General features: G+C 71.0%; 14 protein-coding genes and 2 tRNA genes. 7 read left to right on the top strand and 9 right to left on the bottom strand.

Features of this window, described 5'->3' with window-relative positions:
- Positions 1 to 5: 5 nt before the first annotated feature.
- From aroA to AB0958_RS01700, 3 genes are all read left to right on the top strand, one after another.
- Positions 6 to 1334: a 3-phosphoshikimate 1-carboxyvinyltransferase gene (gene aroA, locus AB0958_RS01710; protein ID WP_366888280.1), complete on the top strand. Its 1329-nt coding sequence runs from the start codon at positions 6 to 8 to the stop codon at positions 1332 to 1334.
- A 12-nt stretch (positions 1335 to 1346) separates the two neighbouring features.
- Positions 1347 to 2357, top strand: a complete 1011-nt coding sequence (gene rsgA / locus AB0958_RS01705) for a ribosome small subunit-dependent GTPase A (RefSeq protein WP_366888279.1) — start codon at positions 1347 to 1349, stop codon at positions 2355 to 2357.
- Positions 2358 to 2433: 76 nt separating this feature from the next.
- Positions 2434 to 2757 carry a multidrug efflux SMR transporter gene (locus tag AB0958_RS01700; RefSeq protein ID WP_366888278.1) on the top strand — a complete coding sequence of 108 codons (324 nt, stop codon included), beginning with the start codon at positions 2434 to 2436 and terminating at the stop codon, positions 2755 to 2757.
- A 24-nt stretch (positions 2758 to 2781) separates the two neighbouring features.
- Here AB0958_RS01700 and AB0958_RS01695 read toward each other — a convergent pair whose 3' ends face one another.
- Positions 2782 to 3390: a helix-turn-helix domain-containing protein gene (locus AB0958_RS01695; protein WP_366888277.1), complete on the bottom strand. Its 609-nt coding sequence runs from the start codon at positions 3388 to 3390 to the stop codon at positions 2782 to 2784.
- A gap of 236 nt (positions 3391 to 3626) precedes the next feature.
- Between AB0958_RS01695 and hisN the strand changes: the two genes are divergently transcribed.
- The 3 genes from hisN to AB0958_RS01680 all read left to right on the top strand — a co-directional run bounded on the left by hisN (position 3627) and on the right by AB0958_RS01680 (position 5539).
- Entirely contained in the window at positions 3627 to 4427 is an 801-nt protein-coding gene (gene hisN, locus AB0958_RS01690) for a histidinol-phosphatase (protein WP_366888276.1), read from the top strand.
- A gap of 200 nt (positions 4428 to 4627) precedes the next feature.
- Positions 4628 to 5020 carry a CBS domain-containing protein gene (locus tag AB0958_RS01685; RefSeq protein WP_366888275.1) on the top strand — a complete coding sequence of 131 codons (393 nt, stop codon included), beginning with the start codon at positions 4628 to 4630 and terminating at the stop codon, positions 5018 to 5020.
- A gap of 99 nt (positions 5021 to 5119) precedes the next feature.
- Complete coding sequence (locus AB0958_RS01680; RefSeq protein WP_132888757.1) at positions 5120 to 5539, top strand: Fur family transcriptional regulator; 420 nt, start codon at positions 5120 to 5122, stop codon at positions 5537 to 5539.
- A gap of 177 nt (positions 5540 to 5716) precedes the next feature.
- Here the strand turns inward: AB0958_RS01680 and AB0958_RS01675 are convergent.
- The 4 genes from AB0958_RS01675 to AB0958_RS01660 form a co-directional block, all read right to left on the bottom strand.
- Positions 5717 to 5790: transfer RNA gene (locus AB0958_RS01675), tRNA-Met, on the bottom strand.
- Positions 5791 to 5874: 84 nt separating this feature from the next.
- Entirely contained in the window at positions 5875 to 7716 is a 1842-nt protein-coding gene (locus AB0958_RS01670; RefSeq protein WP_366888274.1) for a tetratricopeptide repeat protein, read from the bottom strand.
- Positions 7717 to 7931: 215 nt separating this feature from the next.
- Positions 7932 to 8005 (bottom strand) — tRNA-Met (locus AB0958_RS01665).
- 41 nt (positions 8006 to 8046) lie between these two features.
- Positions 8047 to 10995, bottom strand: a complete 2949-nt coding sequence (locus tag AB0958_RS01660) for a UPF0182 family protein (RefSeq protein WP_366888356.1) — start codon at positions 10993 to 10995, stop codon at positions 8047 to 8049.
- A 174-nt stretch (positions 10996 to 11169) separates the two neighbouring features.
- On the opposite strand from AB0958_RS01660, the gene AB0958_RS01655 reads away from it, so the two are divergent.
- Complete coding sequence (locus AB0958_RS01655; RefSeq protein ID WP_366888273.1) at positions 11170 to 11712, top strand: PPA1309 family protein; 543 nt, start codon at positions 11170 to 11172, stop codon at positions 11710 to 11712.
- Between the two features lie 63 nt (positions 11713 to 11775).
- Here AB0958_RS01655 and AB0958_RS01650 read toward each other — a convergent pair whose 3' ends face one another.
- The 4 genes from AB0958_RS01650 to AB0958_RS01635 all read right to left on the bottom strand — a co-directional run bounded on the left by AB0958_RS01650 (position 11776) and on the right by AB0958_RS01635 (position 14916).
- Complete coding sequence (locus AB0958_RS01650) at positions 11776 to 12873, bottom strand: PDZ domain-containing protein (RefSeq protein WP_366888272.1); 1098 nt, start codon at positions 12871 to 12873, stop codon at positions 11776 to 11778.
- Between the two features lie 71 nt (positions 12874 to 12944).
- Positions 12945 to 13109 (bottom strand): hypothetical protein, encoded by a 165-nt coding sequence (locus tag AB0958_RS01645; protein WP_366888270.1) that lies wholly within the window; start codon positions 13107 to 13109, stop codon positions 12945 to 12947.
- A 116-nt stretch (positions 13110 to 13225) separates the two neighbouring features.
- Positions 13226 to 13687, bottom strand: coding sequence for a molybdenum cofactor biosynthesis protein MoaE (locus AB0958_RS01640; protein WP_366888269.1), 462 nt, complete (start codon positions 13685 to 13687; stop codon positions 13226 to 13228).
- Between the two features lie 116 nt (positions 13688 to 13803).
- A complete protein-coding gene (locus tag AB0958_RS01635; RefSeq protein ID WP_366888268.1) occupies positions 13804 to 14916 on the bottom strand; it encodes an SDR family oxidoreductase in 1113 nt (370 codons plus the stop codon).
- Between the last annotated feature and the right edge of the window lie 3 nt (positions 14917 to 14919).

Raw genomic sequence — 14919 nt, 5'->3', positions numbered from 1 at the left:
ACCCCATGGCCGCAAACCCCACCGCACCAACCGCCCTCTGGCCCGCTCCCCACGCGCGCGGAGCCGTCGACGCGACGGTTCACGTGCCGGGGTCCAAGTCGGTCACCAACCGCGCCCTCGTCCTCGCCGCCCTGGCCTCCGAACCCGGCTGGCTGCGCCGCCCGCTCCGGTCCCGCGACACGTTGCTGATGGCCGGCGCGCTGCGCGCGATGGGCGTCGGCATCGAGGAGGGCGTGGGCCCGGACGGCTCCGGTGAGGCCTGGCGCGTGATCCCCGCGGGGCTGCGCGGCCCCGCCACCGTCGACGTCGGCAACGCGGGCACGGTGATGCGCTTCCTGCCGCCCGTCGCCACCCTCGCCACCGGCGACATCCGCTTCGACGGCGACCCGCGTTCCTACGAGCGTCCCCTGCACGGCGTGATCGACGCCCTGCGCGTCCTCGGCGCCCGGATCGACGACGACGGCCGTGGCGCGCTCCCGCTGACCGTGCACGGCAGCGGCGCCCTGGACGGTGGTCCGGTGTCGGTGGACGCGTCGTCCTCCTCCCAGTTCGTGTCGGCCCTGCTGCTCTCGGCACCGCGTTTCAACCAGGGCGTGGAGGTCCGCCACACCGGCGCGAGCCTGCCCTCCCTCCCCCACATCCGGATGACCGTCGACATGCTGCGCGCGGTCGGCGCCCAGGTGGACACCCCGGAGTCGGGTGGCGAGCCGAACGTCTGGCGGGTCACGCCGGGCGCCCTGCTCGGCCGTGACCTGACCGTCGAGCCGGACCTCTCCAACGCCCAGCCGTTCCTGGCCGCCGCCCTGGTGACGGGCGGCAGGGTGCTGATCCCGGACTGGCCGTCCCGGACGACCCAGCCGGGTGACCGACTGCGGGAGATCTTCACCGAGATGGGTGGTTCCTGCGAACTGACCGATTACGGGCTGGAGTTCACCGGATCGGGCCGGATCCACGGCATCGACGTCGACCTGGGCGACGTCGGCGAGCTCACCCCCGGCATCGCGGCGGTCGCCGCCCTCGCGGACTCCCCGTCCACGCTGCGCGGGGTCGCCCACCTCCGGATGCACGAGACGGACCGGCTGGCGGCGCTCACCAAGGAGATCAACGAGCTGGGCGGCGACGTCACCGAGACCGCCGACGGTCTGCACATCCGTCCGCGCCCGCTGCACGGCGGGACCTTCCACACCTACGAGGACCACCGCATGGCCACCGCCGGTGCGATCATCGGCCTGGCCGTGGACGGCGTGGAGATCGAGAACGTCGCGACGACCGCGAAGACCCTGCCGGACTTCCCCGACCTGTGGGCCGGGATGCTCGGGAGCGGTGGGGCGTAGGGGCGTACGACCATGCGCCGCTACGGCAAGCACACCGACGAGGACGACATCCGCTCCCGTCCCAACCGCAAGGGCAACCGGCCGCGGACCAACATCCGTCCCAAGCACGAGGACGCGGCCGAGGGCATGGTCCTCACCGTCGACCGGGGCCGGCTGACCTGCCTGGTCGAGGACCGTACGATCCTGGCGATGAAGGCCCGCGAGCTGGGTCGCAAGGCGGCGGTGGTCGGCGACCGGGTGGCCCTGGTCGGCGACCTGTCCGGCAGGAAGGACACGCTGGCCCGGATCGTGCGCATCGAGGACCGCTCCTCCGTGCTGCGCCGTACCGCCGACGACGACGACCCGTTCGAGCGGGTGGTCGTCGCCAACGCCGACCAGCTGGCGATCGTCACCGCCCTGGCCGACCCGGAGCCCCGCCCCCGGCTCATCGACCGCTGCCTGGTCGCTGCCTACGACGGCGGTCTCACCCCCCTGCTGGTCATGACCAAGTCGGACCTGGCCCCGCCGGACAAGCTCCTGGAGCTGTACGGCGACCTGGAGATCCCGTACGTGGTCACGAGCCGGGGGGAGCTGGAGACGGGGGACGCGGCACAGCGCGTCCAGGAACACCTCGACGGCAAGATCACGGCGTTCGTCGGACACTCGGGCGTCGGCAAGACGACCCTGGTCAACGCACTGGTCCCGGTGGACCGCCGCCGTACGACAGGACATGTGAACGCGGTGACGGGCCGCGGCCGCCACACCACGACGTCCGCGCTCGCGCTGCCCCTGGCCGACGACGGGGGCTGGGTCGTCGACACCCCGGGCGTCCGGTCCTTCGGTCTTGCGCACGTCGACCCGTCCCGGGTGATCCACGCGTTCCCCGACCTGGAGCCCGGCACGGTGAACTGCCCGCGCGCGTGCAGTCACGACGAGCCGGACTGCGCGCTGGACGAGTGGGTGGCAGAGGGCCACGCGGACCCCGCCCGCCTCTACTCGCTGCGCCGGCTGCTGGCCACGCGGGAGCGCACGGAGGGCGACTGACCACCGGGGTGTTTGTCCTGACCCGAGTTCGGTAAGTGCATAATCGCACCGAGCCGGACGTACGGGAGGACAGCACATGGCGTGGCTGCTGGTGATCGTCGCCGGAATGCTGGAGACCGGCTTCGCCGTGTGCCTCAAGCTCTCCCACGGTTTCACCCGGCTGTGGCCGACGATCGCCTTCGCGTCCTTCGCCCTCGGCAGCTTCGGCCTGCTGACCCTCTCCCTGAAGAAGCTGGACGTAGGCCCGGCGTACGCGGTCTGGACGGGCATCGGCGCGGCGGGCACCGCCATCTACGGCATGGTCTTCCTGGGCGACCTGGTCTCCGTTCTGAAGATCGTCTCGATCAGCCTGGTGATCGCGGGCGTGATCGGGCTCCAGTTGTCGGGCTCCGCGCACTGAAGCGCCCCTCGCCGTCCCCCCTTTTCACACCGCCTGCCGCACCAGCACCCCCCGCACCAGTTCCGCCACCCCACCTTCCCCAGGCGGCGCGGCCACACACGACAACGCGAGCCGGACGACGAGCTCGCAGGACCGGGCCAGCTCCCGATCCTCCTGCGCCGCCGCCGCCGGCCCGGCCAGCACCGCCACCGCCCGGTCCCGCACGATCCGCACGAACTCCCCGGGTGACGGCAGCGGGCCGTCCGCTCTCCGCTGCGCCGGCACCGCGGACGACGACGGCACCGCGGAGAGCGTCGGCACCGGCAACCGCTCGCTCCAGCACCCCGTGAGCATCGCCCGTACCAGCACGCTCTCCCGGGCCGCCACCGCCGTCCACTCGGCCGTCGCCGTCAGGCGCTCCGGCATCCCGGTATGGCTGCCCAGGGCCCGCTCGACCCCCGCGAGATACCCGTCGGCCTCCCTGCGCACCAGCGCTCTGGCCAGGCCTTCCTTGCTGCCGAACTCGTTGTACAGCGTCTGGCGGGACACCCCGGCCGCCGCGGCCACCTCGACCATCCGAACGGCGGCCCACGGCCGGCGCGTCAGCGCGGCGTACGCGGCGTCCAGGAGGGATTCCCGGGCTGCAGGCATCATCGCCTCCCTGGGGCGAGCGACTCTGCGCCCAGGTTTGACGCGGACGAATCCACTGTCAAGGGTTCGCGAAGGCACCAGGGGGCGCCCTTCGGCCAACACGCGCGGGCGCACCGGGCCCCCCGTCCGATCCCCCGACGCTGCCCACCCGGCCGCTCCGCGGCGTCCCACGGCGGCCCCGAGATCCTCGGGCGCCTCCTGCTGGCCCCGTGCCCGTCCCGGCAGATAGCGTTCGTCGCATGCCGGACTACCTCGATGACCTGCGTCTCGCCCATGTGCTCGCGGACGCGGCCGACGCCGCCACGATGGACCGCTTCAAGGCTCTCGACCTCAAGGTCGAGACCAAGCCGGACATGACCCCGGTGAGCGAGGCCGACAAGGCCGCCGAGGAGCTGATCCGCGGCCAGTTGCAACGGGCCCGCCCGCGCGACGCGATCCTCGGCGAGGAGTACGGCGTCGAGGGCACCGGTCCCCGCCGCTGGGTCGTCGACCCGATCGACGGCACCAAGAACTACGTCCGCGGGGTGCCCGTCTGGGCCACCCTGATCTCCCTGACGGAGGCGGCCGAGGGCGGCTACCAGCCGGTCGTCGGCGTGGTCTCCGCGCCCGCGCTGGGCCGCCGCTGGTGGGCCGCGAAGGGCCACGGCGCCTTCACCGGCCGGAGCCTGTCCGCGGCGACCCGGCTGCACGTCTCCAGGGTCTCGAAACTGTCCGACGCCTCCTTCGCGTACTCCTCGCTGGGCGGCTGGGAGGAGCGGGGCCGGCTGCACGGCTTCCTGGACCTGACCCGCGAGGTGTGGCGCACGCGCGCGTACGGCGACTTCTGGCCGTACATGATGGTCGCCGAGGGGTCCGTGGACATCTGCGCGGAGCCGGAGCTGTCCCTGTGGGACATGGCCGCCAACGCGATCGTCGTGACGGAGGCCGGCGGCACCTTCACCGGCCTGGACGGCCGCCCCGGCCCGCACAGCGGCAACGCGGCGGCCTCCAACGGGCTGCTGCACGACGAGCTGCTGTCGTACCTCTCCGAGCGTTACTGAAACGGTCCTGTGGGGCGCGGCGGGAGAACCTGGGGCAGAAGGGAGTGATCACCTCCCTCACATATGAGCGCACACGCCCTCAATTGACTACGCGCACCCCCTTGTTGACCCCGGCTTTACCTGCCACCCTGGGAAGCACCCCCACTTGTGAACTTGTGAATCGCCGCACTGTCGGCGATCCCTAGGAGGTGGCACCCTTCATGCTCGTCCGTGACGCCATGAGCACGGTGGTCCTCACCGTCGGCCCAGCCCACACCCTCCGCCAGGCGGCCTCCCTGATGTCCGCGCGCCGCGTGGGCGCGGCGGTCGTCCACGACCCGGACGCCGGCGGCATCGGGATCCTCACCGAGCGCGACATCCTCAACTCCGTCGGCCTCGGCCAGGACCCGGACCGGGAGCACATCCATGCCCACACCACCAACGACGTCGTGTTCGCCGCCCCGACCTGGACCCTGGAGGAGGCGGCCCGGGCGATGGCGGACGGCGGCTTCCGCCATCTGATCGTCCTCGACGGCGCCGAGCCGGCCGGGATCGTCTCGGTCCGCGACATCATCCGCTGCTGGGCCGGCACCCGGGCGCCGCAGCCCGCCTAGGCCGGACCGGAAGAGCGAATTGGACTCAATCCAATTCCGAATCTGGTCCAAATTCACACCTATTCGGAAAATGGTCGGCCTGCTGTTAGGCTGGTTTCCATGAGCGACCTTCTGGAACGGCTGCGTGGACGCGGGTGGCGGATGACCGCGCAGCGACGCGTCGTGGCCGAGGTTCTCGACGGCGACCACGTCCACCTGACGGCCGACGAGGTCCACTCCAGAGCCGTCGCCAAGCTGCCCGAGATCTCCCGTGCCACCGTCTACAACACGCTGGGCGAGCTGGTCTCGCTCGGCGAGGTCACCGAGGTCTCCACGGACAAGCGCGCCAAGCGGTACGACCCGAACGCGCACCGGCCGCACCACCACCTGGTCTGCTCCCGGTGCGGGTCCATCCGCGACGTCCACCCGACCGGCGACCCGCTGGCCGACCTCCCCAGCTCGGAGCGGTTCGGCTTCACGGTCTCCGACGTCGAGGTGACCTACCGCGGGCTCTGCCCGGACTGCGCGACAGCCGCCTGACACGATTTTCCCCGAAGGCCCCGGCCGCTCACCATGAGCGCCGGGGCCTTCGCGTCGCACCGGCGCACCGGGTTCCCGCAGCCGACGGGGCCGGGCTGACGGACCGGACTGACGAACCGGCTGGAGAAAAAACCGAGGGCCGGAATCCGTTTCCGGATTCCGGCCCTCGGCCTTCAGTAGCGGGGACAGGATTTGAACCTGCGACCTCTGGGTTATGAGCCCAGCGAGCTACCGAGCTGCTCCACCCCGCGTCGATGAATGGAACACTACGTGAGGGAGACGGGAAGAAGCAAATCCATTCCCGCAAGCCCGGCTGACCTGCGAAAAGGGCCGGCTCACGCGGACAGCTCCTCTCGCAGGGCGTCCCGCAGCCGCCCCGCCCGTTCGCTCACCTCGGCCGGTCCCAGCACCACCGCGCGGTCGGCCCAGCGCTGGCCCTCGGCCAGCTCGCCCCGACGCGCGTAGACCAGGGCCAGCCGCAGCGCCGCCCGTCCGTGACCGGCGTCCGCGGCCCGCTCCCACCACACCGCGGCCTCCGGCTCGCTGCCCTCACGGGCCAGCAGCAGACCCAGGTTGAACGCCCCGTTCCGCGAACCGGCCTCGGCCGCCGTCCGGTACCACCGCGCCGCCTCCACCACGTCCCCGCGCGCCGCGGCCAGCATCCCGACCCGCACCTGGGCCCGCCGGTGCCCCTGCGAGGCGGCCCGCTCGTACCACTCCTCGCACTCCGTCTTCACGTTCAGCGACGACTCCCCGAGCTCGTGCTCGGACACCGCCGGGCGGCGCGCGTCGAGCACCGCGGCCAGCCGGTAGGCGGCCTCGGCGCTGCCGCCGCCCGCCGCGCACCGCAGGTGCCGTTCGGCGGCGGCCTCGTCGCCCTCACGGAGCCGGGCGATGCCCACCTGAAGGGCGGCCTCGGTGTGCCCGGCGGCGGCCGCCTGCTCGTAGCAGCGCAGCGCGACCCGGTCCTCGCCCCGTCCGGCGTACAGGATGCCGAGGTTGAAGGCGGCGTCCACGCTGCCCGCCTCCGCGGCCTTGGAGAACCACGGCAGGGCGCCGGACGTGTCGCCGCCCTGGAGCAGCAGGATGGCGAGCGCGTTCGCGGCCTCGCGGTGCCCGGCGTACGCGGCCCGCCGGTACCACTGCTCGGCCTGCGCGGTCCGTCCCTGCTCGGCGCAGAGCAGCCCGAGGTTGTACGCGCCGTTGTCGTCACCGGCGTCCATCGCCGCCCGGTACCAGCGCTCGGCGGTCTGGGTCTCGCCGCGCTCGGCGTGCAGGGCGCCGAGCGCGTTCGCCGCGTTGCCGTCGCCGTCCTGGGCGGCCCGCAGCCACCAGATGGCCGCGTTCTCGGTGTCCCCGGCGTCCCGCAGCAGGAAGCCGAGCGCACAGGCGGCCCGCGCCTCGCCGTCCTTGGCGGCGGTCAGGTACCAGCGTCCGGCCTCCTTGAGCTCGCCGCGCTTCTCCAGGATCGCGCCGAGGTGCAGGGCGGCCCGCCGGTGCCCGCGCGCGGCGGCCTGGCGGTACCACTGCTCGGCCTCCGCGGCCTCCTCGGCACCCGCCGAGAGCTGCGGGCCGGCACCGTTGTCACCCCCGGGGCCGTCCTCCTCCACCGCCGTCCTGCGGTCGAGCGCGCGCGCCAGCCGGTACGCCGCCTCCCGGTGCCCGCGCTCGGCGGCGGCCCGCATCCACCGCCCGGCGGCCACGTCCCCCCGGTGCTCCAGCAGGTCCGCGAGCGCGTAGGCGCCGAGCGCGTGCCCCTGCTCGGCGGACTGGCGCAGCCAGTACTCGGCGGCGGGTTCGTCCCCGCGCTCACGGTGGTGGCGGCCCAGCGCGTGGGCGGCGGCCGCCGAGCCGGCGACGGCGGCGATCCGCCACCAGCCGGCCGCCTCGTCGGGATAACCGCGCTGGTGCAGCAGGACGCCGAGGTTGTTGGCGGCGGCACGGTCGCCCGCGGCGGTGGCGGCACGCAGTTGGGGCTCGGCTCCGTCGAGGTCGCCGCGGCGCAGCAGCATGGCGCCGAGGACGCTCATCGCCTCGACGTCACCGCCCTCGGCCTGGAGTCGGCAGCGTGCCTCCTCAGCGGCCTCGGCGGCCTCGTCGCGGGTCGGCTCCTCGCCCGAAGGCTGCACAAATCGCCCTGTCTCGAACAGAGTTGCCTTGTCCCCCATAACGTCCATCGTCGCACCACCTGCAACCTGGGTACACCACGTATACCGCAGACCGTGAGGTCACTTCAGCGTTTTGTCGACATGCCCACAGAACGACAAGTCAAACACATCTCACGCAACTCCCCACGGCGGCACGGCGTCCTCTCGACCGGTACATGCGTTCGTCGCCGGTCCGGACACCACGAAGGCCCGGATCCCAAGAGGATCCGGGCCTTCGATTGCAGTAGCGGGGACAGGATTTGAACCTGCGACCTCTGGGTTATGAGCCCAGCGAGCTACCGAGCTGCTCCACCCCGCGCCGTTGCCTGTCAACAGTACCACGGCGCGGGGCGGACTTGATCACCCGCCGGGGCTGCTGCTGGAACCCGGGCTGCCGCTCGGACCGGCGGCGGGGCTCGGGCTGCTGCTCGCGGTCGTGCCGCCGCCCTTGCCGTTCGCCTTCGCCTGCGCGTCCTCGGCCCGTTTCAGCGCGTCCCGCAGATCGTCCTGGGCCTTGCCGTACGCGGTCCAGTCGCCCTTCTTCAGGGCTTCCTGGCCCGCCTCGAAGGCCTTCTGGGCGTCGTCGAGCGCGGCTTGGACCGTCGGGTTTCCGGACGTCGGCGGTGTGGTCGTCCCGGTGTCCGAGGAACCCGTGCCCGAACCGTCCGAGCCGAACACCTTGTTGAGCGCCTCGTCCAGGGTGTCCTCGAAGGCGGTCCTGCCCTCGAAGGTGACCAACACCTTCCGCAGCAACGGGTACTTGACGCCGGCACCGCGTACGTAGACCGGCTCCGCGTACAGCAGCCCCCCGTCCAGTGGCACGGTCAGCAGATTGCCGTACTCGACCTCGGAGTCGCCGCCCTTGAGGAGTTTGATCGCGGCGGCGATGTCCTGTTCGGAGTTGAACTTGCTCTGGACCTGTTTGGGTCCGTCGACGGTCGTACCGGTCGGCAGCTTCAGGATTCTGATCTTGCCGTAGTCCTGGGAATCGGCCTCGGAGTCGACCGACATGAACGCGCTGAGGTTGTTCCGCCCGTTGGGCGTGAACGTCGTCGACAGGGAGAACGCCTGCCGGCTCTGGTCCGGCATCTTCATGCTCAGGTAGTACGGCGGCACCGCGTTGCCCGACTTGTTGGTCGGGTCGTCGGGCACCTGCCACACCTCGCTGCCGGTCAGGAAGGTCTGGGCGTCCGTCACGTGGTAGCGGGTGAGCAGTTCGCGCTGGACCTTGAACAGGTCCTGCGGGTACCGGAGATGGTCCAGCAGCTCCTTCGAGATGGCGCTCTTCGGCTGCACCGTGCCGGGGAAGGCCTTCATCCACGTCTTCAGCACCGGGTCCGCGGTGTCCCACTGGTAGAGCTTGACCGCGCCGGTGTACGCGTCGACGGTCGCCTTCACCGAGTTGCGGATGTAGTTGACCTGGTTCTGCTGGGCGACCACCGCGCGCGAGTTGTTGGCCGCGGTCAGCGAGTCGGCGGTGGTGTCACCGAGCGTCGTACGAGAGGCGTACGGGTAGCCGTTCGACGTGGTGTAGGCGTCGACGATCCACTGGATGCGGTGGTCCACGACCGCCGGGTAGGCGTCGCCGTCGATGGTGAGCCAGGGCGCGACCGCCTCGACGCGCTCCTTGGGCGTGCGGTTGTACAGGATCCGCGAACCGTCGCCGATCGCACCGGAGTAGAGGATCTGCGGCTCGTTGAACGCCACCGCGTACGCCGCCCGGTTGATCGCGCTGGAGAGACTGACCCCGCTCGTGCCCGCGTAGCTGGTGGTCTTCTCACCGCTGTCGTCGGAGTAGTCGATCTCCTTCTGGGGACCGCCGACGATCGAGTACGTGGTCGTCTTCTCGCCGTAGTAGATCTGCTGCTGGTACGTGCCGAGGTCGCCGGTGGACGGCAGGTCGGACTCGGTGAAGACCGGCTGCCCCTGGCCGTCGGCCTCGGTGCCCTTGGCGGCGACCACTCCGTAGCCGTGTGTGTAGCGGAAGTGGTCGTTGATCCAGTTGTTCTTGGGAATGCCGTCGAGGTTCAGCTCGCGCAGACCGATGACGGTGTCCTGGACCTTGCCGTCCTTGGTGTAGCGGTCCACGTCCAGATTGGTGGGGAACGCGTAGTAGTTCCACATCTGCTGGGCCTGCTGGAACGTCGGCGACACGATGTTCGGGTCCATGATCCGGATGCTCGCCGTCGAGTCGACGTCGTCCCGGAGCTTGGTCTTGTCCGTGCTGGTGCTCTTGCCCGTGTACTCGGTGACCTTCGTGTCGTCGATGCCGTAGGCCTCGCGGGTCGCCTTGAGGTTCTTCTGGACGTACGGGGCTTCCTTGGCCTGCTCGTTGGGCTGGACCTGGAACTTCTGGACGATCGCCGGGTAGAGGCCGCCGATGAGGATCGCGGACAGGACCATCAGGCCGAAGCCGATCACGGGCAGCTGCCAGGTCCGCCGCCACAGCGTGGCGAAGAACAGCAGCGCGCAGATCACGGCGATGCAGAACAGGATGGTCTTGGCCGGCAGATAGGCGTTCGCGTCGACGTACCTGAGGCCCGTCCAGTTGTCGGTGGCCTTGAAGTCGCTGGACTTGACGGCCAGTCCGTAGCGGTCCAGCCAGTACGCGACCGCCTTGAGCGCGACGAAGATGCCGAGCAGCACCGAGAGGTGACCGGTCGCGGCACCGGTGGCGCGGGCGCCGGGACTGGTGACGCGCAGCCCGCCGTACAGGTAGTGGGTGAGCGCGGCGGCGATCAGGGAGAGGATCGCGGCGGCGAAGCCGAAGCCCAGCAGGAACCGGTACCAGGGCAGGTCGAAGGCGTAGAAGGAGACGTCGAGGTGGAACTGCGGGTCCTTCTGGTGGAAGGGCACGCCGTTGACCCACATCAGCCAGGTGCGCCACTGCCCGGCCGCGGACGCGCCGGCGATCAGCCCGACCAGCGCGGTGACCGCGAGCAGCAGCCACCTCTTGTACGGCGCGATGCCCATCCGGTAGCGGTCGAGGCTCTGCTGTTCCGTCGACATGGCGCTCAGCGGCGGTCGCAGCCGGTGCGCGAGCCAGACGTTGAAGCCCACCGCGGCGGCCATCAGGAGACCGAAGACGAAGAACAGCCCGATCTTGGTCCACAGGGTGGTGGTGAACACCGAGGAGTAGTGCACCGACCGGTACCAGAGCCAGTTCGTCCAGAAGCCCGCGAACATGCTGAACGCCATGCCGAGCACGGCGAGGACGCCCAGGGTCAGGAGCAGGGTCCGAACGCGCCGGGACGGACGTCCCGCCGCTCTGATCCGTGGCCCCGTCGGGCCTCCGCCGCGGTCCGGCATCTGGAAAGCCAAGGTGCGCACCTCGAAGTCGCTGTTGAGTCTGTTTCTTGCCGTCGGGCCCGGGTGTTCGTGGGCCTTCCGTGGTCCCCCGTGATCGCGAGGCCACACCTATGCAACTTACTCACGGTTTACTCGGTTCCCGATTCCGGCCATGAACGAGGCAGGATTGTGACCATGTCCAACACTCCCATGGCAGGGAACCCGCTCACCCGGGCCGTACTCGAGATCGACGAGTACGCCTCCGGCCTCGGCTGGGACCAGCCCGCCCGCCTCTTCGCCCTCGTCGACACCGTCCGGCTGCGCTCGCAGGAACCGGCACTCGCCGCCCAGCTCGGTCTGGAGGACGAGTCGGCGACCACCGGTCTCACCCCGATCGAGCAGGACGAAGTGCCAACGGACAAGGCGCTGGACGAGTTCCTGGGCACCATCGCCTGGCCGGACGCGGTGGTCGGCTGCGCGCTCACCGTGGAGCGCCTGATGCTGCCGCCGTCCGCCGAGTCCCAGGTGCCGGAGGGCATGAGCGGGGCCAAGCTGACCAAGTGGGTGGCGAACCACCCCGACCGTCAGGAGGTCCGGCTGACCGTCGCCGTCCTGCGCGACGGCAGCCGGGAATCGGCCGTGCGGCTGCGCGAGAAGGACTCGCCTACGGAGGTCCTCACCGGCCCCGACCTGATCCCGGGCCTGGCGGAGGCTCTGAAGGCGACGTTCGAGGACTGAGGCCCTCGCCCGCGGCTGCCCGGGGTGCCCTCGTCCGGAGGGCACCCCGGGCAGCCGTGTCGCTCAGCCCTTGGTGGTGCACTTCGGCAGGGCGCCGGTGTCTCCGTCGCGGATGTCCTTGAGGGCGCCGAGGGCGTCGTCCATGGTCTTGACCTTGACCAGGGTGAGCCCGCTCGGGGTGCCCTTGGCGGCCTCGGCGCAGTTGTCGGCCGGGGTCAGGAAGTACTGCGCGCCCTTGCTGCGGGCCCCGATGGTCTTCATGGAGATGCCGCCGATCGGGCCGACCGTGCCGTCGTCGTCGATGGTGCCGGTGCCGGCGACGAACTTGCCGCCGGTGAGGCTGCCCGGGGTCAGCTTGTCGTAGATGCCGAGCGAGAACATGAGTCCGGCGCTGGGGCCGCCGACGTCGGCGAGCTTGATGTCGATGGAGAACGGGAAGGTGTGATCGGTCCCGGCGGAGATCCCGACGATGGCGCGCTTCTCCCCGGTGTCGTCGGAGGTGGCCGTGGTGACGGTGACCTTCTCGGTGGTGGTGGCCGTCTTGTTCGCCTTCTCGGCGGCGGCCTGGTCCTTGGCCGGTACGACGGTGAAGACGACGTCCTGGCCGGGCTTGTGCTTGGTGACCAGCTTGGCGACGTCGGAAGGCTGCTTGACCGCGGCGCCGTCGACGGCCTTGATCACGTCGCCGGCGTGCAGCTTGCCCTCGGCCGGCGAGCCCTTGAGGACCGTGGAGACGATCACCCAGGACCGCACCGGAATGCCGAGTTCCTTCAGAGCGGCGACCTTGGCGCTCTCCTGGGACTGGCTGAACTCCTCGGCGTTCTCCTGGGTGGACTGCTGTTCCGTCTTGCCGTCCGGGTAGAGCGTGTCGTGGGGCACGACCTTGCTGTCGTGCGAGAGCCAGCCGTAGACCGCCTCGACCAGGTTCATCTTGTAGTCGGCGCTGGTGACCCGGACCGTGGTCATGTTCAGGTGCCCGGAGGTGGGATAGGTCTTGTGCCCGGAGACCTGCAGCACCGGCTCGCCGTCGTGGTCCCCGAGTGTGTTCACGGTCGGGCCGGGGGACATCTCCGAGTAGGGCACGTTGATGAGCACTCCCGCGCACAGGAGCGCGATCAGCATCAGGGTGGAGGCGAGCATCGTCGCGGTGCGGCGTGGCATGGAAAGACAGTACGGGACGCGTCTGTCAGCGCACCGTCAGGGCCGTCCGCCGCACACGTCCCGGCCGGGTCTCAGCCGCCGGAGTGGGACCGCTCCATGGCCTCGCGGAACCGGGCGTACCCGTCGAGCTCGGGGCCGTCGCTGCGCGCCCTTCTCGTCCGGTTGGCCCAGCTGCCCCACAGCGCGGCACCGACCGCCGCCACCAGCGGAATCAGCAACCAGACGAGCGCCGCCATGCCGACCTCCTACCCCACGACCGTCCGCGACTGACTGATCAACAGATTAATCACCCGCACTGACAACGCTCACGCGAGGGGCACGGTTACGCAACCGGAGTGTCGGCGTGGTTCCTTCAGCAGGCCCCGACCCATTCCTCCGTCCCGTCGGAGAACTTCTGGTGCTTCCAGATGGGCACCTCGTGCTTGAGGTCGTCGATCAGCTTCCGGCAGGCTTCGAATGCCTCCCCCCGGTGCGGGCACGACACACCGACGACCACGGCGAGATCACCCACCCGCAGGTCCCCCACCCGGTGCACGGCGGCCAGCGCCCGCACCGGATACTCGGCGACGACCTTCTCGGCGACCCGCCGCATCTCGCTCTCGGCGCTGGGGTGGCACGAATACCCGAGCGCGTCGACGTCGGCGCCCCCGTCGTGGTTCCGCACGGTCCCCACGAACAGCGCGACACCGCCGGCCGCGTCGTCCCCGAGGGCCGCGAAGACCTCGTCCACACTGAGCGCGCTCTCCCGGATCGCGATCAGCCGGACCGGATCGTCGCCACCCGGCTCACCGGGGTGATCATTCACAGCAGCCATGCCTCCATGGTGCCGCACGCCCGCGACCACACGGAATACGACCAACACCCGGCACGCGCGGGTGGCCGTTCGGAGACTTCTACAGCACCGCCCTCCCGGTGCGGGGACGGAAGGCGTCAGATGCGCCGCCGGGCCTTCCGGGCGCGCCGCACCACGGCCGCCGCACCCAGCAGCGCGACCGTGGCGCCCGCGGCACCCGCGGCCGTCGCGTCCTTGCGCCCGAGCCGCCGCCCGACGACGGTGTGCCGCCCGGCCACCTCCCCCAGCAGCTCGGCGAGCACCTCCTCGTTCGTCCAGCCGGGGCGCCACCCGGCGTCGTGCAGCCGGCTCCCGCTGACCACCCACGGGTACATCGTGTAGGCGAGGTCCCCGGCCGGTGACGGCGTCAGCCCGATCCGGTGCAGCCGGGCCGCGGCGCCGAGCGCGACCGCCGACGGCAGTTCCATCCGCCGGATTCCGCTCAGCTCCTCGACCTCCTCCTGCTCCAGCCACCCGTCGCAGCCGACGGCGAGTTCCCCGTCGACCTTCTCCAGGACGGCGTACTCCAGGGCGCTGCACAGATCCTCGACATGGCAGAACTGCCAGGCGGGCCGGGAACCGGCGACGACAAGGAGACGCGGGGACTCGAAGTACCTGGTCAGAGCGGTGTCGGTGCCACCGACGAGGACCGCGGGGCGCACCACGGTGACATTGAGGCCGGGATGCGCGCGCGGCGCCCGGCGCGCGAGCCGCTCGATCTCCAGCAGGTCGCCCACGCCCGTGGCCTCGGCGGTCGCCCGCAGCTCCGCGTCCTCGGACAACGGCAACTCGTTCTCCGGAAGCGCTCCGTAGACCATCGCGGAGGTGCACAGCACCACGCGGTGCACCCCGGCCGCGGCCGCCGCCGTCAGCACGGTCTGCGTGCCGCGCACGTTGTACGCCGTACGCGCCGCCGGATCCGTCTCCAGATCCAGGTCGAGCGCGAGGTGCACCACCACGTCGGCCCCGCGCAGCTTGTCCGCGATGGCCGGATCCCGCACGTCGAGGATGTGCCACTGGGCGTCCGCGCACTCCCCGCGCCGCTCGTCGATGGCGATGACCTGCTTGATCTCCTCGGACGCGGCCAGCAGCTCGGTGAGCAGCGCGCCGACCCCGGTCGCGGCGCCGGTGACGGCGACGACGGGCCCGCGCATGACGGGAGGGGTTGACGGGTTTCGCGCTGCGCGAACCTGCGGATCTGGGGAACTCACCGG

The organism is Streptomyces sp. NPDC006655 (genome assembly GCF_040703965.1).
Lineage (GTDB): Bacteria > Actinomycetota > Actinomycetes > Streptomycetales > Streptomycetaceae > Streptomyces.
Note: the sequence above shows the minus strand (reverse complement) of the source record. Positions and strands in the feature narration are given on the sequence as shown.

Bases quoted from the DNA above. Each gene is read 5' to 3' on its own strand.
- AB0958_RS01650 (WP_366888272.1), bottom strand. From the start codon at position 12,873: ATGCCACGCCGCACCGCGACGATGCTCGCCTCCACCCTGATGCTGATC.
- AB0958_RS01680 (WP_132888757.1), top strand. From the start codon at position 5,120: ATGAGCGACCTTCTGGAACGGCTGCGTGGACGCGGGTGGCGGATGACC.
- AB0958_RS01655 (WP_366888273.1), top strand. From the start codon at position 11,170: ATGTCCAACACTCCCATGGCAGGGAACCCGCTCACCCGGGCCGTACTC.
- aroA (WP_366888280.1), top strand. From the start codon at position 6: ATGGCCGCAAACCCCACCGCACCAACCGCCCTCTGGCCCGCTCCCCAC.
- AB0958_RS01660 (WP_366888356.1), bottom strand. From the start codon at position 10,995: ATGCCGGACCGCGGCGGAGGCCCGACGGGGCCACGGATCAGAGCGGCG.
- AB0958_RS01695 (WP_366888277.1), bottom strand. From the start codon at position 3,390: ATGATGCCTGCAGCCCGGGAATCCCTCCTGGACGCCGCGTACGCCGCG.
- AB0958_RS01685 (WP_366888275.1), top strand. From the start codon at position 4,628: ATGCTCGTCCGTGACGCCATGAGCACGGTGGTCCTCACCGTCGGCCCA.
- AB0958_RS01645 (WP_366888270.1), bottom strand. From the start codon at position 13,109: ATGGCGGCGCTCGTCTGGTTGCTGATTCCGCTGGTGGCGGCGGTCGGT.
- rsgA (WP_366888279.1), top strand. From the start codon at position 1,347: ATGCGCCGCTACGGCAAGCACACCGACGAGGACGACATCCGCTCCCGT.
- AB0958_RS01670 (WP_366888274.1), bottom strand. From the start codon at position 7,716: ATGGACGTTATGGGGGACAAGGCAACTCTGTTCGAGACAGGGCGATTT.
- AB0958_RS01700 (WP_366888278.1), top strand. From the start codon at position 2,434: ATGGCGTGGCTGCTGGTGATCGTCGCCGGAATGCTGGAGACCGGCTTC.
- AB0958_RS01640 (WP_366888269.1), bottom strand. From the start codon at position 13,687: ATGGCTGCTGTGAATGATCACCCCGGTGAGCCGGGTGGCGACGATCCG.
- hisN (WP_366888276.1), top strand. From the start codon at position 3,627: ATGCCGGACTACCTCGATGACCTGCGTCTCGCCCATGTGCTCGCGGAC.